Here is an 18,972-nt window from a genome sequence, read left to right as displayed (position 1 = left end):
ATTTCAATGGAAATTGCGTCGGAAACAGTCCCTTCACCGGGTACCTCCCGCGGTTCGGGTGCCGCTCGCGTCGGAGAGCGGCAGCGGCAGCGGCGGGAGCTTGCCGTTCTGGATGGCGTTGAGGGTTTCCGCCGGGGTGGGCAGCTTCACCACGCCGTCGAGGATCGGCTGCAGCGACTTGCACGCGTCGCTGACGTCCTTCGGCAGGTCCGCCGGGCTGTGCTGCTGCAGCATCTTGCACACCGCCACCACCGGCGGCTGGTTCAGCTCGTTGAAGTTCGCGCGGACGTCCAGCGTTCCCGCCGCGCCGTTGTAGGCGTTGTTGAGGTTGCTCAGCGCCAGCGGCGCGTTGTTCAGCGACTCGCTGAGCGCCGCCTTCTGCTCCACCAGCACGCTCGCCACCGCGTTCAACTGGTCCACGTTGGACTTCACCAGGCCCCGGTTGTCCCGCACGAAGGACTCGACCTTGCCCAGCGCCACGGCCAGCTCCGCCAGCGCCGCGCTCATGTCCTCGCGCTCGCCGGCCAGCAGCGAGCTGACCTGCTGCATCTGCGTGTTGAACCGGCGCACCTGGTCGTCGTTCTCGGCCAGCATCGTGGTGAACCGCTGCACGTTGTCGACGGTGGCGAACAGCTGATCGCTGTTGCCGGACAACGTGGTGCCGACCTCACCGAGGTTGCGGATGGTCTCCGACAGCGCCTTCCCGTTGCCGTCGAGGTTCGCCGCGCTGGTGTTGAGCAGGTCGGTCAGCGCGCCGTCGGCGTTGGCGCCGTCGGGCCCCAGCGCGGTCGTGATGTCGTTGAGGCTGCGGTAGATCTGGTCCAGCTCCACCGGAGTCGCGGTGCGCTCCTTCGGGATCACCGCGCCGTCGGCCAGCTCCGGCCCGCCCCGGTAGACGGGGGCGAGCTGCACGTACCGGTCGCTGACCACGCTCGGCGCGACCGCCACCGCGCCCGCGTCGGCGGGCACCTTCACGTCGCGGTCCACGCTCATCACGACGCGCACCACCTGGCCCTGCGGCACGACCTCGTCGACGGTGCCCACCGGAACCCCGAGGATCCGCACGTCACCGCCCGGGTAGATGCCCACGGCGGCGTGGAAGTACGCGGTGACCTTCCGCTCGGCGGCGCCGTAGAACAGCCACCACACCCCGAGGGTCGCGGCGAGCACGACCACCACGGCGATCGACAGCGTCCTGGTCAGCGACGGGCGTGCGCTGGTCATGGCTGGCAGCCCTTCTGGTTGATCGGACCGACGGCGGGCGGCAGCAGGCCGCAGATGTAGGTGTCGAACCAGCGGCCGTTGCCCAGCACGTTGGAGAAGTACCGGGTGAACGGGGCGAACATCTCGAGGCTGCGGTTCAGGTTGTCCTGGTTGCGCTGCAGCATCTTGGTGACCCGGTCCAGCTGCTGCAGAGCCGGGCCGATCTGCGCGTTGTTGTCGTCGACCAGCCCGCTGAGCTGCTGGGACAACGCGCGGGTGCCGTCCAGCAGGCCGCTGATCGAATCCCGCCGCGCCCGGATCTCCTGCAGCAGCAGGTTGCCGTCGGCCAGCAGCTTCTCGAAGTCGGCGTTGCGGTCGGCGATCGTCTTCGACACCTGCGAGGTGTTGTTCAGCAGCTGCTCCAGCTGCTCGTCGCGCGAGGAGATGGTGCGCGACAGCTGCGACAACCCGTCCAGCGCGCCGCTGACCTCGTCCGGCGTGCCCTTGAACGTGTCCGAGAGCGTGCGGAAGCTCTCCGCGAGCTGCCCGGTGTCGATCTTGTCCACAGTGGTCGAGAGGTCGCTGAAGGCCTCGATGACGTCGTAGGGCGACACGGTGCGCTGCAGCGGGATCGGCTCGGACGGCGACAGTTCCGCACCGCCCTGCGGGTCCAGCGCCAGGTACTTCTGGCCGAGCAGCGTCTTGATCCGGATCGCGGCGGTGGTGTGGTCGCCCAGCCACGCGTCGCCGACCCGGAAGCTGACCAGCACGTGGTCGTCCTCGATCTCGACGTCCGAGACGGTGCCGACCTTCACCCCGGCGATGCGCACCTCGCTGTCCGGCCGCAGCCCCGCGGTCTCGGTGAACTGCGCGGTGTAGGTGGTGCCGCCGATGAACGGCAGGCGCTCGAAGTTCAGCGCGAGCAGGAACATCAGCACCAGCGCCAGGAGGCCGGCGATGCCGATCTTGAGCGGATCGCGCTGGGAGAATGCGGTCATCGCTGGCACCTCGGCTGCGTCACCGGCATCAGCGGCAGCGGCAGGTTCAGGTCGCCGACGCCCACCGTGCCGCTCATCTTGCACGAGTAGAAGTTGAACCAGGAGCCGTGGCTGGCCGTCCGGCCGATCGTTTCGAGCTTGCCGGGCATGTTCTGCAGCACCCGCTCGGTCAGCTGCTCGTGGCCGTTGAGGTTCTTCGACAGCTCACCGAGACCCGCGATGTCCTGCTGCAACCCCGGTCGCGCCTCGGTCAGCAAGCCCGCGGTGCTGTTCGTCAGGCCGTCCATCGCGGTGATCGCGGAGCCGATCGAATCCCGGTCGGCGGACAGCCCGGACACCACCTGCTGCAGCTGGCCGATGAGCTCGGACAGCTGCTGGTCGCGGGCGTTGACGGTGTCCAGCACGCCGTTGAGGTTGTCGATGACCTGCCCGATCACCTGATCGCGGGAGGCGATCGTGGAGGTCAGCGAGGCGGTGTGGGCCAGCAGGCTCTCCACCGTGCCGCCCTCGCCCTGCAACACCTGGATGATCTCGTAGGACAGCTTGTTCACGTCCTCCGGGGAGAGCGCCTGGAACAGCGGCTTGAACCCGCCCAGCAGCACGGTCAGGTCCAGCGCCGGCTTGGTGCGCTCCAGCGGGATCTCGCCGCCCGGGGCCAGGACTCCGCTGGAATCGCCCGCGCCCTGCTCCAGCGCGATGTACCGCTGGCCCACCAGGTTCCGGTACTTGATGGTGGCGGTCACCGAGCCCGGCAGCCGCCGGTCCGACACGTTGAACCGCACCTCGGCGAACCGCCGGTCGACCACCTCGATGTTCTCCACCTGGCCGACCTTCACCCCGGAGATGCGCACCTCGTCGCCCTCGTTGAGGTTGGTGACGTCGGTGAACCGCGCGGTGTAGGACTCCGACGCGCGCAGGTCCCGGTTGGCGATGGTCAGCACCAGCAACCCGGTGGCCAGCACGGTGACCAGCACGAAGATCAGGAACTTCACCAGTGGCGCGACGATGCTGCGGCCGTTCACCGGTAGCTCACCTCCGCTCCGCGAAGCACGGGCCCGACCAGCAGCGAGCCCCAGTCCGGCACCTCGCTCGCCGGGCGGCCCACCGCGGGCGCCAGCAGCACCGCCACCATGTCCCGCTCGGCCGGGGAGTTCACCCAGGTCGCGGACTGCGGCGAGGTGCCGGCGGGCAGGTAGCCCTGGCCCATCGACGGCGGGTTCAGGCCGCCGTCGGCCGGCCGGGAAGCGGCCGGCGGAACCGAGCCGTCCTTGAACGGCCCGTCCGGCGGGTACTCCGGCACCGGATCCGGCAACGGCATGAAGTTGTAGCAGCGGGGACCGCGCTTGTCGGCGAACTCCGGCTCGTCCTGGTTCGGCCGGTACTTGCCGCGGGTCGCGACGACCTCCAGGGTGATGTGCAGGCCCGGCTCAGCGGAGCCCTCGCCGAACACCTGCCGCATCCGCGGCACGAACTCCGCCATCTCCTGCAGGAAGCACGGGTACTCGGGCGCGTACTTGGCCAGCACGTCCAGCGTCGGCCGCTGCGCGTCGCCGAGCTGGATGATGTTCTGCCGGTTGTCCCGCAGGAAGCCGGTCAGATCACCGGAGCTGGTGGTCAGCTGCGAGGTGAGCGCGGTCAGGTTCTCCCGCTGCGCCACCAGGGTCCGGGCGGTGGCGCTGAAGTTGTCCAGCGCCTCCAGCACGTCCGGCGCGGCCTGCTCGTAGGTCTGCGCGACGCCGACCAGCTCCTGCAGGTTCTCCTTGAGGTCCGGCACCGACGGGTTGAGCCCGTCCAGGTAGGTGTTCAGCTGCGACAGCGTTTCGCCCAGCGGCCTGCCGCGCCCGGCCAATGCCTGGTCCAGCGCGTTCAGCGTCACGGCCAGATCGTCCGGGTGGACCGCCTGCAGCACCGGCATCGTGTCGGACAGCACCTGCTCCAGCTCGATGCCCGCGCTGGTGCGGTCCTGCTCGATCACGTCACCGGAGGCCAGCGTCGTGGTCGACGCCTGCGCCGGCAGCTCCAGCGACACGTACCGCTCGCCGAAGAGCGTCCGCGGCAGCAGCCGCGCCGACACGTTCGACGGCAGCTGCTCGGCCCGCTCCGGGTCCAGCGCCAGCCGCAGCTCCGCACCGTCCCCTGTGGACGTCACGCTCACCACCCGGCCGACGACCATGCCGCGCACCTTCACGTCCGACTCGGGCAGCAGCTGGTTCCCGGTCGACGGCGCCTTCAGCACGACGTCCACGCTGGACGCGAAGGCCTTCTGGTAGATCGCCACGGTCAACCCGATGAACAGCACCATGCTCATCAGCAACGCCAAGCCGAGGGCGCGGCGCCGGAGCGTCGTCAACGCGCTTCGCGTGCTCATCCCGTGATCCGAACCGTCGTCGTGGTGCCCCAGATCGCGAGGCTGAGGAAGAAGTCGAGGAGCGCGGTGGTCACGATCGCGGTCCGCACCGCGCGACCCACCGCGATGCCGACACCGGCCGGGCCGCCGCTGGCGCGGTAGCCGTAGTAGCAGTGCGTCATGATCACCACCACGCTGAAGACGAGCACCTTCCCGAAGGACCACAACACGTCCTCGGGCGGCAGGAACAGGTTGAAGTAGTGGTCGTAGGTGCCCGCGGACTGGCCGTAGATGTAGATCGTGACCGCGCGGGCGGCGATGTACGACGTGAGCAGGCCCAGCACGTACAGCGGGATCACCGCGATGAACCCGGCGATCACGCGGGTCGTCACCAGGTACGGCAGGCTCGGCACGCCCATGACCTCCAGCGCGTCGATCTCGTCGGAGATCCGCATCGCGCCCAGCTGCGCGGTGAAGCCGGAGCCGACCGTCGCCGACAGCGCAAGCCCGGCGACCAGCGGCGCGATCTCCCGGGTGTTGAAGTACGCGGAGACGAAGCCGGCGAACGCCGAGGTGCCGAGCTGGTCCAGCGCCGCGAAGCCCTGCAGGCCGACCACGGTGCCGGTGAACAGCGTCAGGCCGATCATCACGCCGACCGTGCCGCCGATCACCGCCAAGGCGCCGCTGCCGAAGCTGACCTCGGCCAGCAGCCGCAGCGTCTCCTTCGCGTAGCGGGCGATCGCCCGCGGAATCCACGCCAGCGAGCGCAGGTAGAACGACATCTGGTCGCCCAGGTCGTCCAGCATCACCAGCGGCCGCCGGGCCGCGCGCTTCGCGCGCTGCGAGATGGTCACCATGTCATTTCCACCTCTTTGAAGCGGCGAAGCCGCTTAGCCCACCTGCGCAACTCGCACCGCCGCGGGTTCTCAGACGGCGCCCTCGCGAGGACAGCCCCAGCGTGGCGTATTGGACATACATGAGTCGGGGATCCCACAGCCGAGGCGGCGTCTGAGGTTCCGCTACCAGCACCGCTGCGCAAACCGAGTTCGGGAACACGCTTCTCATGTCACATTCCCTTTGGCGGGACCAGTTGCAGGTAGAGCGTCGTCAGGACGAAGTTCACGGCGAACAGGAGCAGGAAGGTGATCACCACCGATTGGTTCACCGCGTCCCCGACGCCCTTCGGTCCCGGCGGCGGGTGCAGGCCGCGGTAGGCGGCCACCACACCGGCCAGGAACCCGAAGATCACCGCCTTCAGCTCGCCGATCCACAGGTCGGACAGCTGTGCCAGCGCGTTGAAGCTCGCCATGTACGCGCCGGGCGTGCCGCCCTGCATGATCACGTTGAACGTGTAGCCGCCGAGCACGCCGACGACGCTGACCATGCCGTTGAGCAGCAGCGCCACCAGCATCGCGGCCAGCACCCGCGGCACCACCAGCCGCTGGATCGGCGAGATCCCCAGGACCTCCATCGCGTCGATCTCGTCGCGGATCTTCCGGGAGCCGAGGTCCGCGCAGATCGCCGAACCGCCGGCCCCCGCGATCAGCAGCGCGGTCACGATCGGGCTGGCCTGCTGGATGATCGCCAGCACGCTCGCCGCGCCGGTGAACGACTGGGCGCCGATCTGCCTGGTCAGCGAGCCGAGCTGGAGCGCGATCACCGCGCCGAACGGGATCGACACCAGCGCGGTCGGCAGGATCGTCACGCTGGCGATGAACCAGCACTGCTGGATGAACTCACGGATCTGGAACGGGCGGCTGGGCATCGCCCGCACCACGTCGAGCGCCAGCGCGAACATGCGGCCGGTCTCCCGAAGCCCGCCCGCACCCGGGAACCGCGCCTGGGACGGCGAACTCACGACTCACCCCGCTTGCGGCCGAACCAGCGGCGCCGCGACGACTCGACCGGCTCCTCCCCATCCCACGGCGTCGCCTCCGGCTGCCGGGGGTGGGGCGTCGGGCGCGCCTGCTGCGGCGGCACGTCGGCGACCGCCGCCGGCGGGAGCCGGTCCGGGGCCGCCGACTGCACCGGCTCGGTCTGCTGCGGCCACGCGCCGGTCGCGGGCGTGGAAAAACCGTAGAGCGCCAGCTCGTCCGGGGTCAGCGTCTTGAGGATCTCCTGCTGCGCCGACGGGTTCAGCGTCCGCAGCTGGCGCAGCACCCGGTCCTTGCGGCGGCGCACCGCGGTCCGCTCCGGCATCCCCGGCGAGACCTCCAGCTGCGCCATCATCGGCGGCACGGCGAGCTCGCTCAGCCGCGCCAGCTCGGACGGCCCGATGTCCTTCTCCTCGCTCATGCCGATCGGCCCGTCGGCACGCCCGTTGAGGAACTGCACCACCACCGGCTCGGCCGAGGTCAGCAGCACCTCGCGCGGCCCGAACATCACCAGGTTCCGGCGGTAGAGCATGCCGATGTTGTCCGGCACCGTCCGGGCGGTGTTGATGTCGTGCGTGACGATCAGGATCGTGGCGTCGATCTGCGCGTTCAGGTCGACGATCAGCTGGTTCAGCAGCACGGTGCGGACGGGGTCCAGCCCGGAGTCGGGCTCGTCGACCAGGATGATCTCGGGGTCCAGCACCAGCGCGCGGGCCAGCCCGGCGCGCTTGCGCATACCGCCGGAGATCTCGCCGGGCAGCTTTTCCTCCGCGCCGAGGAGACCGACCATCTCCATCTTCTCGAGCACCAGGTCGCGGATCTCGGACTCGCCCTTGCGGGTGTGCTCGCGGAGCGGGAACGCGATGTTGTCGTAGAGGTTCATCGACCCGAACAGCGCACCGTCCTGGAACAGCACGCCGAACATCTTCCGGATCTCGTAGAGCTCGCGCTCCGAGCACGTGCAGATGTCCGTGCCGTTGATGACCACCTTGCCCTGCTCCGGCTTCAACAAGCCGACCAGGGACTTCAGGAACACCGACTTTCCGGTCCCGGAAGGCCCGAGCAGCACGCTGATCTCGCCGGGAGGAAGCGTCAGACTGACGTCCCGCCAGATGGTCTGCGCGCCGAAGGACTTCGACAGTCCGTCGACAACCACCTCGACGCCCATCCGCACCTCCGCGTTCCTCGAATTAACCGCATCGGGGGTAACCCCGGTGAGGCAGCCTGGCACATGTGACGCGCTTAACGAAGGTCATCGGCGTCACACCTATGCAACGAGCCTGACGCGAACGGGTTACTCGCCAGTTCACTTCGATTCGGGAAACCACAGGATTTGTCCGGTAAAAGCGATTCTTCTTTCCCGGACAGCAAAAAGGGCGAGTACTCGCAACCGCGAGTACTCGCCCTTTTACCGTCAGTCAGATGCTCACTTGACGGAGACCGAAGCGCCGGCCTCTTCCAGCTTGGCCTTGACCTCTTCGGCCTTCTCCTTCTCGACCTTCTCCAGGATCGGCTTCGGAGCGCCCTCGACCAGCTCCTTGGCCTCCTTCAGGCCCAGGCCGGAGACGATCTCACGGACGACCTTGATGACCTGGATCTTCTTGTCGCCAGCACCCTCGAGGATGACGTCGAACTCGTCCTGCTCCTCGGCGGCCGGGGCAGCGGCGCCGGCCGGGCCCGCCACGACGGCGGCCGGGGCGGCGGCGGTGACGTCGAAGGTCTCCTCGAACTGCTTCACGAACTCCGACAGCTCCAGGAGGGTCATCTCCTTGAAGACGTCCAACAGCTCATCGTTGCTCAGCTTCGCCACGGCGGCGTTCCTTTCAGTTCAGTGCCCGGGAACGGGAGTGCCCGGGTGGGGAGTTCTTGCAACCGACAACTGCGCCCGAAGGGACTCAGGCGTCGGCTTCGCCGCTCTTCTTCTCCTGCAGAGCGGCGGCCAACCGAGCCACCTGGGACGCCGGCGCGGCGAACAGCGCGGCGGCCTGGCCCATCTTGGCCTTCATGGCACCGGCCAGCTTGGCCAGGGTGACCTCGCGGGAGTCGAGGTCGGCAATGCCCTCGACCTCGGACACGGACAGCGCGCGGCCGTCCATGTAACCGCCCTTGATCACCAGGGCCTTGTTGTCCTTGGCGAATTCACGCAGAGCCTTGGCCGCGTCGACCGGCTCGCCCTCGACGAAGGCGATCGCGGTCGGGCCGACGAACAGGTCGTCGAGGCCCTCGACGCCGGACTGCTCGGCGGCACGCTTGACCAGCGTGTTCTTCGCGACACGGTACGAGGTGCCCGCACCGAGGGCACGACGCAGCTCAGACAGCTGCGCCATGGACAGCCCGCGGTACTCGGTCACGACCGCAGCGGTCGAGTTGCTGAACTTGTCCGCGATCTCGGTGACCGCATCAACCTTGTCGGGCTTCGCCATGTCGCCTCCTCTCTATTTCCGACTGTGATCCGCATCCAGTCGGTCCTGAGACGACAAAACGCCCCGGCGCAGGGAAGCACGGGGCGTCAAGATCATGGGCGCGCAGCGCGCGCACGGATAGCCTCGTCCCTCCTGCGCGGGCCGCCCGCATCTCACGGGACCTTCGTTCTCCCCACCCCTGGCGGGGCACGGAGAAGACCAGCGGTCTTGGGTGGAACCTCGACCAGCGTACGCGACCCGCCCCGGGGCCCACCAACCACCCCCGGTCCTGCTTTCCGGCGGTCACCGGTCGTGACCTGGACGCGACGGCCGGGCATCATGTGGTGCGTGGCTGATCAGCACGAGTCGCCCCGCCCGAACCTGCCGGAGAAACCGCGCACCGCGGAGGTCGTCGACGCCGAGGTGGTGGACAGCGAGGTCGTCGAGGCCGACGCACCGGCCCGCCCGCAGCAGCCGGCGGACGACGCGGAGTTCCGCCAGTACCAGCAATTCCTGGAGTTCCAGAAGTTCCGCGAATGGCAGCGGTCCCAGGACGGGGAAGTAGCGGTCCCACCGCCCGCGGCGCCCCCGGCGGCGACTCCCACGACGCCGAAGAAGGCCTGGTGGAAGCGGGCCCTGGGCCTCCTGCGCTACAAGCTGGTCCGCCGCCTGATCTACCTGCTGCTGGCGCTCCTGCTGCTCAACTACCTGTACAACAGCGTGATGACGTCCTGGTTCGGCAGCACCGGAAGCGACAACGGCAGCACCAACACCGGCGCACCTCCCGATTCGGCGCCGATGAAGGCGAGGACCCCGGCGGAAGCAGTGCTCGACGTCTACAACTTGCTGCGCGGAGACGATCCAACGGTTGCGTGCGCATATTTCGAAGCCTCGGCCAAGTCCGGCTTCGCCGCCGCCCACCAAGCCCCGGACTGCGCCACCGCGGCACGCCGGCTGCATGACCAGATCACCATCCCCGGCACGTACGCCAACCCGTCGTTCGGCGAAAACGCGGTCAACATCGCCGGACCGGACGCCCAGGTCCTCGGCTGCCGAATGCAGGTCACCGGCGGCCCGCGCCTCGGCAGCTTCAAGCTCACGCAACAGCCGGACGGCGGCTGGGCGATCAGCGCCTACGCCCTCCAAACGCCCAGCTGCGGCGACTGAGGAGCTCCACCCGTGAGCGTTTTGGGGTGCTATGGCGCCCCAACACGCTCACGGCACCTGACCAGCTAAAACGAAGCTTGGATAGCGAAAGGGCGAGCCGCCCCTGGTGGGGTGGCCCGCCCTTTCAGCGGAACTCCGGGATCAGGCCGAGGCCGTGATCCGGGTCGCGTTCGGGTCGACCGGGATGCCCGGGCCCATCGTGGTCGTGAAGGTGACCTTCTTCAGGTACCGGCCCTTCGACGCCGACGGCTTCGCGCGCAGGATCTCGTCCAGCGCAGCCGCGTAGTTCTCCACCAGCTTCTCGGTGTCGAACGACGCCTTGCCGATGATGAAGTGCAGGTTGGCCTGCTTGTCGACGCGGAAGTTGATCTTGCCGCCCTTGATCTCCGTGATCGCCTTGGTGACGTTCGGAGTGACGGTGCCGGTCTTCGGGTTCGGCATCAGGCCGCGCGGGCCGAGCACCCGAGCGATCTTGCCGACCTTGGCCATCTGGTCCGGGGTGGCGATCGCCGCGTCGAAATCGAGCCAGCCGCCCTGAATGCGCTCGATCAGGTCCTCGGAACCAACCGCGTCCGCACCGGCGGCCTCGGCCTCGGCGGCCTTGTCCCCGACGGCGAACACGATGACGCGGGCAGTCTTACCAGTGCCGTGCGGCAGGTTCACGGTGCCGCGGACCATCTGGTCTGCCTTGCGGGGGTCGACGCCCAGCCGCAGCGCCACCTCGACGGTGGCGTCGTACTTGACCTTGGCGGTCTTCTTGGCCAGCTCGGCGGCCTCCGTCGGCGCGTACAGCCGCGCGCGATCGATCAGCTCGGCCGCCTGCTGATATGCCTTGCTGCGCTTTGCCATTTCTGTCCCTATCGCAGGTGGATCAGTTGTGGTTGGTCGGGCTGCGCTGGAGCCCTCCCACACTGCCAGCCGTCCGGCTGGGTCAGCCCTCGACCGTCAGGCCCATCGACCGGGCGGTGCCGGCGATGATCTTGGCGGCCTGGTCGATGTCGTTGGCGTTGAGGTCGGCCATCTTGGTCTGCGCGATCTCGCGGACCTGGTCCATGGAGACCTTGCCGACCTTGGTCTTGTGCGGCTCGCCGCTGCCCTTGGCCACGCCCGCCGCCTTGAGCAGCAGCTTGGCCGCCGGCGGGGTCTTCAGCGCGAAGCTGAAGGAGCGGTCTTCGAACACGGAGATCTCGACCGGCACGACGTTGCCACGCTGGTTCTCCGTGGCGGCGTTGTAGGCCTTGCAGAACTCCATGATGTTGACGCCGTGCTGACCCAGCGCCGGGCCGACCGGCGGGGCCGGGTTGGCCTGGCCGGCCTGGATCTGCAGCTTGATGATCGCTGCGAGCTTCTTCTTCTTGGGCGGCATGTTTGCTTCCTGTGTCTTCGCTATCCGGTTGCCCGGCCCCGCCTAGTGGCGGAGCCGAATCGGCGAGACCACGAAACGGTGGCTTCGCCCGGTTCTGCGCACGGGTCCTGCCAGATCCGCGCGCAGCCGCCGCACTCCCGCACCGCGGGAGAACGGTCAGATCTTGGAAACCTGGCTGAACGAAAGCTCAACCGGCGTTTCGCGGCCGAAGATCGACACCAGCACCTTGAGCTTCTGGGCGTCCGGGTTGACCTCGTTGATCGTCGCGGGCAGGGTCGCGAACGGCCCGTCCATGACGGTGACGGACTCGCCGACCTCGAAGTCGACCTCGACCGAGGGCTTGGCGGCGGCCGAAGCGGCGGCCTTCTTGCCCGGCTCGGCCTTCTTCTCCTCGACCTGCGGCGCCAGGAACTTCAGCACGTCGTCGATGGTCAGCGGCGACGGCTTGGAGGTGGCGCCGACGAAGCCGGTGACGCCCGGCGTGTTGCGCACCGCGCTCCAGGACGCGTCGTTGAGCTCCATCCGGACCAGGATGTAGCCGGGCAGCACCTTGCGCTGCACCAGCTTGCGCTGGCCGTTCTTGATCTCGGTGACCTCTTCGGTCGGCACCTCGACCTGGAAGATGAAGTCCTCGACGTCGAGCGTCTGGGCCCGCGTTTCGAGGTTGGTCTTGACCTTGTTCTCGTAGCCCGCGTAGGAGTGCACGACGTACCAGTCGCCGGGTGCGCGCCGCAGCGCCGCGCGCAGCTCCTCGACCGGGTCCGCTTCGGCGGCCACTTCTTCGGCGGCCGCTTCCTCGCCGGTTTCGCCTTCCTCACCGGTTTCGTCGGCGTCCTCGGCCGACTCCTCGGCCTGGTCGGCCGAGTCGATGTCCTCGCCGGAGTCGGCGCTGTCCGCGGATTCGACTGCGTCGACCGAGTCGGCGGTCGCCTCGGCCTCCGCGGCCTCGGGCTGCACCTGCTCGTCGGTGAGGCCGGTGGATTCCTGGCCCTCGTGGGAGGTCACAGTCGGTCTCGCTTCCTCTCGTGCGTTGCGTGCCGGGTCGTCGTTCCGCCGCCGGCACCACCTAGGGCGGGCCCGCAGCCGTTCAGCCTGAGCCGAACAGCCAGCCCACTCCCTTGGCGAAGAGCACGTCCACGCCGGCGACGAACGCCACCATGATGCTGACGAAGACCAGCACCACGAGGGTGTAGGTCGCCAGCGCCTTGCGCGTCGGCCAGATGACCTTGCGCAGTTCGGCGACGACCTCGCGCAGGAAGCGTCCGATCTTCCGGAACAGCGAAACCCGACCCTGCCGGCCATCCCGCGACGGGGTCGGCCGACCCTTCGACTCAGTTGTGCGCGCCGAGTTCGCTCCGGCCGAACCCGACTCACCGGACCGGCCCTTACGACCGGCCGGACGGGCGGAGGCACGGCGCTCGCGCCGCGCCGCGGCGCTGGACGGACGGGCTGCGTCTTCGCGCGCTCCGTCCTGCTCCTGCTCGCGGTCCTCGCTCACGCCCATCCTCCGCTCACCGTCGCATCGACGCAGGGGTGACAGGACTTGAACCTGCAACCTGCGGTTTTGGAGACCGCTGCTCTGCCAATTGAGCTACACCCCTTTGCGGCCCTGGAGCTCGACCGCACTTCGGGACGCCCCGCACCGGCCATGGAACCGGAGTTCCATGGTGTTCAGGCATCCCAGGTTCGAAAGTGTACGGCACGCCGACGACCTTGCTCCAACGGCACCCCCTGAGCCGGGTCATGAACAACTCCGCCGCAGGTGGGGAGCGTGTTCGACGACACGCCGCGTCTGTCAGGATGCAAGCATGGCCGCACCTCAGACAGACCAAGAGACCAGGGCGCGGGTGTCCGCGCGGATCGGCGGGATCAGCGAGTCCGCCACGCTGGCCGTGGACGCCAAGGCGAAGGCGCTCAAGGCGGCCGGCCGGCCGGTGATCGGGTTCGGCGCCGGCGAGCCGGACTTCCCGACGCCGCAGCCGATCGTGGATGCCGCCATCGCCGCCTGCTCCGACCCGAAGAACCACCGCTACAGCCCGGCGGCCGGCCTGCCGGAGCTGCGCGAGGCCATCGCCGCGAAGACGCTGCGGGACTCCGCCTACACCGTGCAGGCCAGTCAGGTGCTGGTGACCAACGGCGGCAAGCAGGCCGTCTACCAGGCGTTCCAGACGCTGCTCGACCCGGGCGACGAGGTCCTGCTGCCCGCCCCGTACTGGACCACCTACCCGGAGGCGATCACCCTGCCGGGTGGAGTTCCGGTGGTGGTGCCCGCCGACGAGTCGACCGGCTACCTGGTTTCCGTCGAGCAGCTGGAGGCCGCGCGGACGCCGCGCACCAAGGTGCTGCTGTTCAACTCGCCGTCCAACCCGACCGGCGCGATCTACCCGCCGGAGCAGGTCGAGGCGATCGGCCGCTGGGCGGTCGAGCACGGCATCTGGGTGGTCACCGACGAGATCTACGAGCACCTGGTCTACGGCGACGCCCGGCACGTGTCGATGCCCGCCGTGGTCCCGGAGCTCGCGGACACCTGCGTGGTGCTCAACGGCGTCGCCAAGACCTACGCCATGACCGGCTGGCGGGTGGGCTGGATGATCGGCCCGCAGGACGTCATCAAGGCGGCCGGGAACCTGCAGTCGCACCTGTCGTCCAACGTCGCCAACGTCTCGCAGCGGGCCGCTCTGGAGGCCGTCAGCGGCTCCCTGGACGCCGTCGCGGAGATGCGCTCGGCGTTCGACCGCCGCCGCCGCAAGATCGTCGAGCTGCTCTCGGCGATCCCCGGCGTCAGCTGCCCGGAGCCGCAGGGCGCGTTCTACGCGTACCCGTCGGTCAAGGGCCTGCTGGGCAAGGAGATCCGCGGTGTCCGCTCGGAGACCAGCGTGGAGCTGGCGAGCCTGGTCCTGGAGCAGGCGGAGGTCGCGGTGGTCCCGGGCGAGGCCTTCGGCACCCCGGGCTACTTCCGCCTGTCCTACGCCCTCGGTGACGAGGACCTCGTCACCGGCGTGACCCGGATGGCGGAACTCCTCGGCGAAGCCAAGTAGCCCCGCAACACGCGAAAGGCGCCCCCGGCGGCTCGGCCGGGGGCGCCTTTCGCGTTCTCACTACTCCGGGAGGCGGACGGTGGCGCTGGCACCGCCGAGGACGCCCTGGTCAGCGCTGCGGGCCGTGATGCTGACCTTCACCGTGCCGTCGTCGTTCTTCTTCGCGACCTTGCCGGACAGCTCGACCAGCGCCCCGGTTCCGTCGTCGGGGACCACCACCGGCCGGGTGAACCGCACGCCGTAGTGCACGATCGCGCCCGGGTCGCCCGTCCACTCGCTGACCAGGCGGCCGGCGACGGCCATCGTGAGCATCCCGTGGGCGATCACGTCGGGCAGGCCGACCTCGGTCGCGACCCGCTCGTTCCAGTGAATCGGGTTGAAGTCGCCGGACGCCCCGGCGTAGCGGACCAGATCGGCACGGGTGAGCGGCACGCTCAGCACCGGCAGCTGGTCGCCGACGGCGACCTCGGACATCCGCACGCTCATGACAGTTCCGCCTCTCCGCGTTTCACAGTGGTGGTTGCGTGCGGGATCAATCCCGCGTTTCGCGGTTTCTCGTGGCTGGGTTGCGTCACGGTCCCCTGAGGTGCGGTTGAGAAGGACTGAGGTTGACGCAGGGCTGCTCATGCGCCCTCCCCCTCCGATTCGGCCGCGCCGCGGGCCACCAGCATCGACTTCGCGGTGCACACCGGCTCGCCGTCGACGGTGCCGATCTCGGCGCGCACCGTCAGGAAGTCGTTGCCCGCGCGGGTCTTGATGTCGTCCACGTGCACCACGGTGACGAGGCGGTCGCCCGCCCGGATCGGCCGGTGGTGGGTGAAGTCCTGCTGGCCGTGCACCACGCGGCTGTAGTCCAGGCCGAGCTGCGGGTCCTCGACGATCGCGTCGTGGGCACCCATGGAGAGGATCACCGCGAACGTCGGCGGCGCGATCACGTCCGGGTATCCGGCGGCCTTGGCGGCGTCGACGTCGCGGTACAGCGGCGAGTCGTCCTTGATGGCCGCGGCGAACTCGCGGATCTTCTCCCGGCCCACCTCGTAGGCGGCCGTTGGCGGGTACTCACGCCCGATGAATGACTGGTCAAGCGGCACGCCCGCAGGCTACCCGGCACACCTGGGCACAACGACGAGAGCCCGCCCCCGGATACCGGGGGCGGGCTCTCGCTGAAGCCGGGGTTGGAACCGCTCGATCAGCGGGTTTCCTTGTGCAGCTTGTGCGTACCGCAGTTCGGGCAGAACTTCTTCATCTCCAAGCGGTCCGGGTCGTTGCGCCGGTTCTTGTTGGTGATGTAGTTGCGGTGCTTGCACTCCTCGCACGCCAGCGTGATCTTGGGTCGGACGTCGGTGGCGGCCACGGGGGTGCCTTTCTCTCTCGGTCGTAAATCCGGAACGGTTCGCCGTAGATCCGTGCGAACCCGTGACTGGTAGCGGTGGCCGGACTTGAACCGGCGACACAGCGATTATGAGCCGCTTGCTCTACCGACTGAGCTACACCGCCATGCTGGGACCTTCGGTGCACGCACCTCGCGCCTCAGCCGACGCAGGATATCCCATGCAAAACAGCCACAGCACCCAGTTTACCGAGTACCGCAGCTGTCTTTCGAGCCCCAATACGGAATCGAACCGTAGACCTTCTCCTTACCATGGAGACGCTCTGCCGACTGAGCTATTGGGGCGTTTCCTTGCGGAACGTCTAGAACTTTACACACCACCCGGACCCCCTCGAAACAGGGGGGTACCTTTTTGCGAAAACGCAGGTCACGACGGTGTTTTCAACCCGCAGGCGGCGCATGGGCGCGAAAACCGGGCTCAGTGCAGGAGTGTGAGGACGGTCTCGGACCGGGCGCCCCGGCCGCGCTTGGTGCGGGCCTGCAGCCACGCCTCGAACCGCTCCTCCGAGAGCGGGCGCGAGATCAGGTAGCCCTGGGCGACGTCGCAGCCCATCTCCACCAGCTGATCGCGGGCGGCGTCGTCCTCGACGCCCTCGGCGACCACCGCGAGGTCCAGCGAGTGCCCGAGCTCGACGATGGAGCGCACCACCGCCATGTCGCCGAGATCGGTGCCCATGCCGAGCACGAAGCTCTTGTCGATCTTCACCTCGTCGACCGGCAGCTGCCGCAGGTAGGCCAGCGACGAGTAGCCGGTGCCGAAGTCGTCCACCGCCAGCACCACGCCCATCGCGTGCAGCCTCCGCAGCAGCGGCAGCGAGCGCTCGGGGTCGGCCATCACGCTGGACTCGGTCAGCTCGAAGGTGAGCAGCTCCGGCGGGATGTCGTGGCGCAGCAACGCCTCGCCGACCCGGTCCGGGAAGGTCTCGTCGGCGAGGTTGCGCACCGACAGGTTCACCGCCACCGACATCCGCAGGCCGCGATCCAGCCACTGCCGGATCTTGACCAGCGCGCACTCCATGACGAACGCGGTGAGCGCGTCGACCAGCCCGGTCGCCTCCACCAGCGGCACGAACTCGTCCGGGTCCAGCCGCCCGTACTCGGGGTGCGACCAGCGCACGAGGGCTTCGGCGCCCACCACCTGGCGTTCGGGCAGCGCGACCTTCGGCTGGTAGTGCACCTCGACCTGGCCGGTGTCCAGCGCCTGCCGGAACTGGGTGACCAGCTGGAAGCGGCGCAGGAAGACCTGGCCCATCGCGGGGGCGTAGCCGCGCACCCCGTCCTCGCCGTTGCGGGCCGCCCGGACCGCGACGTCGGAGCGCTGCAGGAGGGTGTCGATGTCGGTCTCGCACTCGCCGTCGGCCGGTGCGGACGAGGCGTACCCGGCGACGCCCGCGGCCTCCACGACGATCCGGTCCAGCGGGTACGGCTTGCCGATCACCTCGCGCAGGTGCTGGGCGAACTCGTGCGCCTGGGCCTCGCTGTGGTCCAGCAGCAGCACCGCGAAGGAGTTCGCTTCGAGCCTGGCCAGCGGTGCCTCGCCGAGTTCGTCGCGCATCCGGCGCCCGGCGGCGACGATCATCCGGTCGCCCCAGGTGTAGCCGAGGGCCTCGCTGACGGTGGTGAGCACGTCGAGGTCCATCCGCAGCACGACCGCGGTGCGCCCGTTGCGCAGCTCCTCGGCGGCCATCTCGCGGAAGCCGGTCCGGTTGAGCAGGCCGGTCAGCGGATCGTGGTAGGCGTCGTGCCGCAGCCGCGCGAGCAGGCGGCGGTTGTCCATCGCGGTCGCGAGGTGGCTGGCCAGGGTGTGCAGCAGTCGCACGTCGGCCCGGCCGAAGCCGCGCCACCGGCTGACCCGGTCGTGCACCTCGACCGCCCCGAGCAACTGGCTCGCGCCGCGCAGCGGCACCACGAGCGCCTCATAAGCGCCGCGCTGGCGCAGCGCGCGCCGCACCTCTTCGGGCGCTTCGAGCGTCCGGAAGGAACGCACGTGGCTGCCCGGCAGCTGGAGCAGCGGATCGTCGCGCAGCGCCGAGGGCGCGGCTTGCTGCGCCATCTCCGGCAGCGACTCCCCCGCGACCAGCGTGCTGACCTCGCCGCTGGGGTCCAGCCGCAGCCGCAGCACCACGCGGGTCGCGTTCAGCTGCTCCCGGATCCGCTCCGCGACCGGCTCCCACTCGCTGACCGACACCTCCGGCTCGCCGGCCACGGCGTCCGAAGGGCCGTGCGCGGCGGTCTGCCCGGAGCGGGCCACGCTCAGGCTGACATCGCTGAGCGCCTCCAGGTCGCGCTGCTCGCGCAGCAGGCCGGAGTAGGCGCGGTACAGGCCGATCACGGCCACCGCGACCAGCGCCACCAGCAGCCAGCCCCACGGCGTGCTGATCGAGACCTCGTAGCCGACCAGGCCGACCGAGGTGTTGAGCAGGCCCACGGCCAGCGTGTTCACCGCGAGCCGCACACCGGCGGACACCCGCATCGCGCCGCCCAGCACGTGCAGCGCGGCGAGCGCGAAGGCGCAGCTGATCAGCGGCGACGTCAGGGTGCCGACGACCGGGCCGAACCAGGCCGGGGCCACGTCGACCAGCGCCAGGTTGACCGCGTTGGCCACCGCGAACGGCACCGCGATCTCCAGGCACAGCACGCCCGCGTTGTAGACGACGTGGGTGGCCGCGCGACGGCCGACCTGCGCGCCGAGCCCGGCCAGCAGGTTGGCCGCGAGCACCACCTCGAACGGCACCGTCAGCAGCCCGAGGATCAGCGGGATCTCGGTGAACGAGATGGTCCAGCCGACCCGCTTCACGTCGACGTCGATGGTCAGTTGCTCGGCCAGCAGGAAGCCCATGGCCAGCAGCGGTCCGATGAACAGCAGGTCCGAGCGGTAGTGGAAGGGCAGCCAGGCCGAGGTCGCGGCGGACGCGAGGAGGCCGGCGGCGAGGACCACGAACGAGAACCCGGTGAACATCCGGCGCCGGACCGGATCCACCTCGGCGCGCACCGGCGGGCGGGCGGATTCCAGGCTGGATTGCGGACCGAGGGAGCGGTGACGCTCGATCATCCACGCTCCTCCCAAGCCGGCGGCGCGTGCGCACCACACGAATGCCGTGGCAAATCGTGACGCACGACCGCGCGGAAGGCCAGGGGCCAATGGTCCCCGTCGCATCTGCCGGACGCACGCATCTGCGTTGATGCG

The 18,972-nt window shown here is 69.2% G+C and carries 19 protein-coding genes and 3 tRNA genes; 2 read left to right on the top strand and 20 right to left on the bottom strand.

What is annotated here, in order from left to right; all coding sequences use genetic code 11:
* Positions 1-33: 33 nt before the first annotated feature.
* The 9 genes from ACWEV3_RS25435 to rplJ all read right to left on the bottom strand — a co-directional run bounded on the left by ACWEV3_RS25435 (position 34) and on the right by rplJ (position 8,845).
* Positions 34-1,224 carry an MCE family protein gene (locus ACWEV3_RS25435; protein ID WP_452616319.1) on the bottom strand — a complete coding sequence of 397 codons (1,191 nt, stop codon included), beginning with the start codon at positions 1,222-1,224 and terminating at the stop codon, positions 34-36.
* A complete protein-coding gene (locus ACWEV3_RS25430) occupies positions 1,221-2,201 on the bottom strand; it encodes an MCE family protein (RefSeq protein ID WP_452616318.1) in 981 nt (326 codons plus the stop codon). Before ACWEV3_RS25430 ends, ACWEV3_RS25435 begins: the two co-directional genes overlap by 4 nt.
* Positions 2,198-3,223: an MCE family protein gene (locus tag ACWEV3_RS25425; RefSeq protein WP_452616317.1), complete on the bottom strand. Its 1,026-nt coding sequence runs from the start codon at positions 3,221-3,223 to the stop codon at positions 2,198-2,200. The genes ACWEV3_RS25430 and ACWEV3_RS25425 overlap by 4 nt, the downstream gene beginning before the upstream one ends.
* The gene (locus ACWEV3_RS25420; RefSeq protein WP_452616316.1) at positions 3,220-4,569 is read right to left on the bottom strand and encodes an MCE family protein; all 1,350 of its coding nucleotides are present in this window, start codon (positions 4,567-4,569) and stop codon (positions 3,220-3,222) included. The genes ACWEV3_RS25425 and ACWEV3_RS25420 overlap by 4 nt, the downstream gene beginning before the upstream one ends.
* Positions 4,566-5,405 carry an MlaE family ABC transporter permease gene (locus tag ACWEV3_RS25415; protein WP_132490288.1) on the bottom strand — a complete coding sequence of 280 codons (840 nt, stop codon included), beginning with the start codon at positions 5,403-5,405 and terminating at the stop codon, positions 4,566-4,568. The genes ACWEV3_RS25420 and ACWEV3_RS25415 overlap by 4 nt, the downstream gene beginning before the upstream one ends.
* A gap of 209 nt (positions 5,406-5,614) precedes the next feature.
* Positions 5,615-6,346, bottom strand: coding sequence for an MlaE family ABC transporter permease (locus ACWEV3_RS25410; RefSeq protein WP_397530415.1), 732 nt, complete (start codon positions 6,344-6,346; stop codon positions 5,615-5,617).
* Between the two features lie 56 nt (positions 6,347-6,402).
* Positions 6,403-7,590, bottom strand: a complete 1,188-nt coding sequence (locus tag ACWEV3_RS25405; protein WP_452616315.1) for an ATP-binding cassette domain-containing protein — start codon at positions 7,588-7,590, stop codon at positions 6,403-6,405.
* Positions 7,591-7,848: 258 nt separating this feature from the next.
* Positions 7,849-8,232 carry a 50S ribosomal protein L7/L12 gene (rplL, locus tag ACWEV3_RS25400; RefSeq protein WP_452616314.1) on the bottom strand — a complete coding sequence of 128 codons (384 nt, stop codon included), beginning with the start codon at positions 8,230-8,232 and terminating at the stop codon, positions 7,849-7,851.
* A gap of 85 nt (positions 8,233-8,317) precedes the next feature.
* Positions 8,318-8,845, bottom strand: a complete 528-nt coding sequence (gene rplJ / locus ACWEV3_RS25395) for a 50S ribosomal protein L10 (protein ID WP_132490296.1) — start codon at positions 8,843-8,845, stop codon at positions 8,318-8,320.
* A gap of 318 nt (positions 8,846-9,163) precedes the next feature.
* Between rplJ and ACWEV3_RS25390 the strand changes: the two genes are divergently transcribed.
* Positions 9,164-9,991 carry a hypothetical protein gene (locus tag ACWEV3_RS25390; protein ID WP_452616380.1) on the top strand — a complete coding sequence of 276 codons (828 nt, stop codon included), beginning with the start codon at positions 9,164-9,166 and terminating at the stop codon, positions 9,989-9,991.
* 141 nt (positions 9,992-10,132) lie between these two features.
* On the opposite strand, the gene rplA is transcribed toward ACWEV3_RS25390, so the two are convergent.
* From rplA to ACWEV3_RS25365, 5 genes are all read right to left on the bottom strand, one after another.
* Complete coding sequence (gene rplA, locus ACWEV3_RS25385) at positions 10,133-10,840, bottom strand: 50S ribosomal protein L1 (RefSeq protein WP_132490298.1); 708 nt, start codon at positions 10,838-10,840, stop codon at positions 10,133-10,135.
* 82 nt (positions 10,841-10,922) lie between these two features.
* The gene (rplK, locus tag ACWEV3_RS25380) at positions 10,923-11,357 is read right to left on the bottom strand and encodes a 50S ribosomal protein L11 (RefSeq protein ID WP_010315507.1); all 435 of its coding nucleotides are present in this window, start codon (positions 11,355-11,357) and stop codon (positions 10,923-10,925) included.
* Between the two features lie 156 nt (positions 11,358-11,513).
* Entirely contained in the window at positions 11,514-12,362 is an 849-nt protein-coding gene (gene nusG / locus ACWEV3_RS25375) for a transcription termination/antitermination protein NusG (protein ID WP_452616313.1), read from the bottom strand.
* Between the two features lie 82 nt (positions 12,363-12,444).
* Positions 12,445-12,855 carry a preprotein translocase subunit SecE gene (secE, locus tag ACWEV3_RS25370; protein WP_452616312.1) on the bottom strand — a complete coding sequence of 137 codons (411 nt, stop codon included), beginning with the start codon at positions 12,853-12,855 and terminating at the stop codon, positions 12,445-12,447.
* A gap of 30 nt (positions 12,856-12,885) precedes the next feature.
* Positions 12,886-12,958: transfer RNA gene (locus tag ACWEV3_RS25365), tRNA-Trp, on the bottom strand.
* Positions 12,959-13,165: 207 nt separating this feature from the next.
* On the opposite strand from ACWEV3_RS25365, the gene ACWEV3_RS25360 reads away from it, so the two are divergent.
* Positions 13,166-14,395, top strand: coding sequence for a pyridoxal phosphate-dependent aminotransferase (locus tag ACWEV3_RS25360; RefSeq protein ID WP_452616311.1), 1,230 nt, complete (start codon positions 13,166-13,168; stop codon positions 14,393-14,395).
* 60 nt (positions 14,396-14,455) lie between these two features.
* On the opposite strand, the gene ACWEV3_RS25355 is transcribed toward ACWEV3_RS25360, so the two are convergent.
* From ACWEV3_RS25355 to ACWEV3_RS25330, 6 genes are all read right to left on the bottom strand, one after another.
* Positions 14,456-14,881: a MaoC family dehydratase gene (locus ACWEV3_RS25355; RefSeq protein WP_452616310.1), complete on the bottom strand. Its 426-nt coding sequence runs from the start codon at positions 14,879-14,881 to the stop codon at positions 14,456-14,458.
* A 137-nt stretch (positions 14,882-15,018) separates the two neighbouring features.
* Positions 15,019-15,486: an FAS1-like dehydratase domain-containing protein gene (locus ACWEV3_RS25350; RefSeq protein WP_452616309.1), complete on the bottom strand. Its 468-nt coding sequence runs from the start codon at positions 15,484-15,486 to the stop codon at positions 15,019-15,021.
* Positions 15,487-15,584: 98 nt separating this feature from the next.
* Positions 15,585-15,749 (bottom strand): 50S ribosomal protein L33, encoded by a 165-nt coding sequence (gene rpmG, locus ACWEV3_RS25345; protein ID WP_010315521.1) that lies wholly within the window; start codon positions 15,747-15,749, stop codon positions 15,585-15,587.
* A 67-nt stretch (positions 15,750-15,816) separates the two neighbouring features.
* Positions 15,817-15,892 (bottom strand) — tRNA-Met (locus ACWEV3_RS25340).
* Between the two features lie 105 nt (positions 15,893-15,997).
* Positions 15,998-16,070 (bottom strand) — tRNA-Thr (locus tag ACWEV3_RS25335).
* Positions 16,071-16,203: 133 nt separating this feature from the next.
* Positions 16,204-18,837, bottom strand: a complete 2,634-nt coding sequence (locus ACWEV3_RS25330; protein WP_452616308.1) for a putative bifunctional diguanylate cyclase/phosphodiesterase — start codon at positions 18,835-18,837, stop codon at positions 16,204-16,206.
* Positions 18,838-18,972 lie beyond the last annotated feature (135 nt).

It is taken from the genome of Saccharopolyspora sp. NPDC003752 (genome assembly GCF_053605825.1).
Note: the sequence above shows the minus strand (reverse complement) of the source record. Positions and strands in the feature narration are given on the sequence as shown.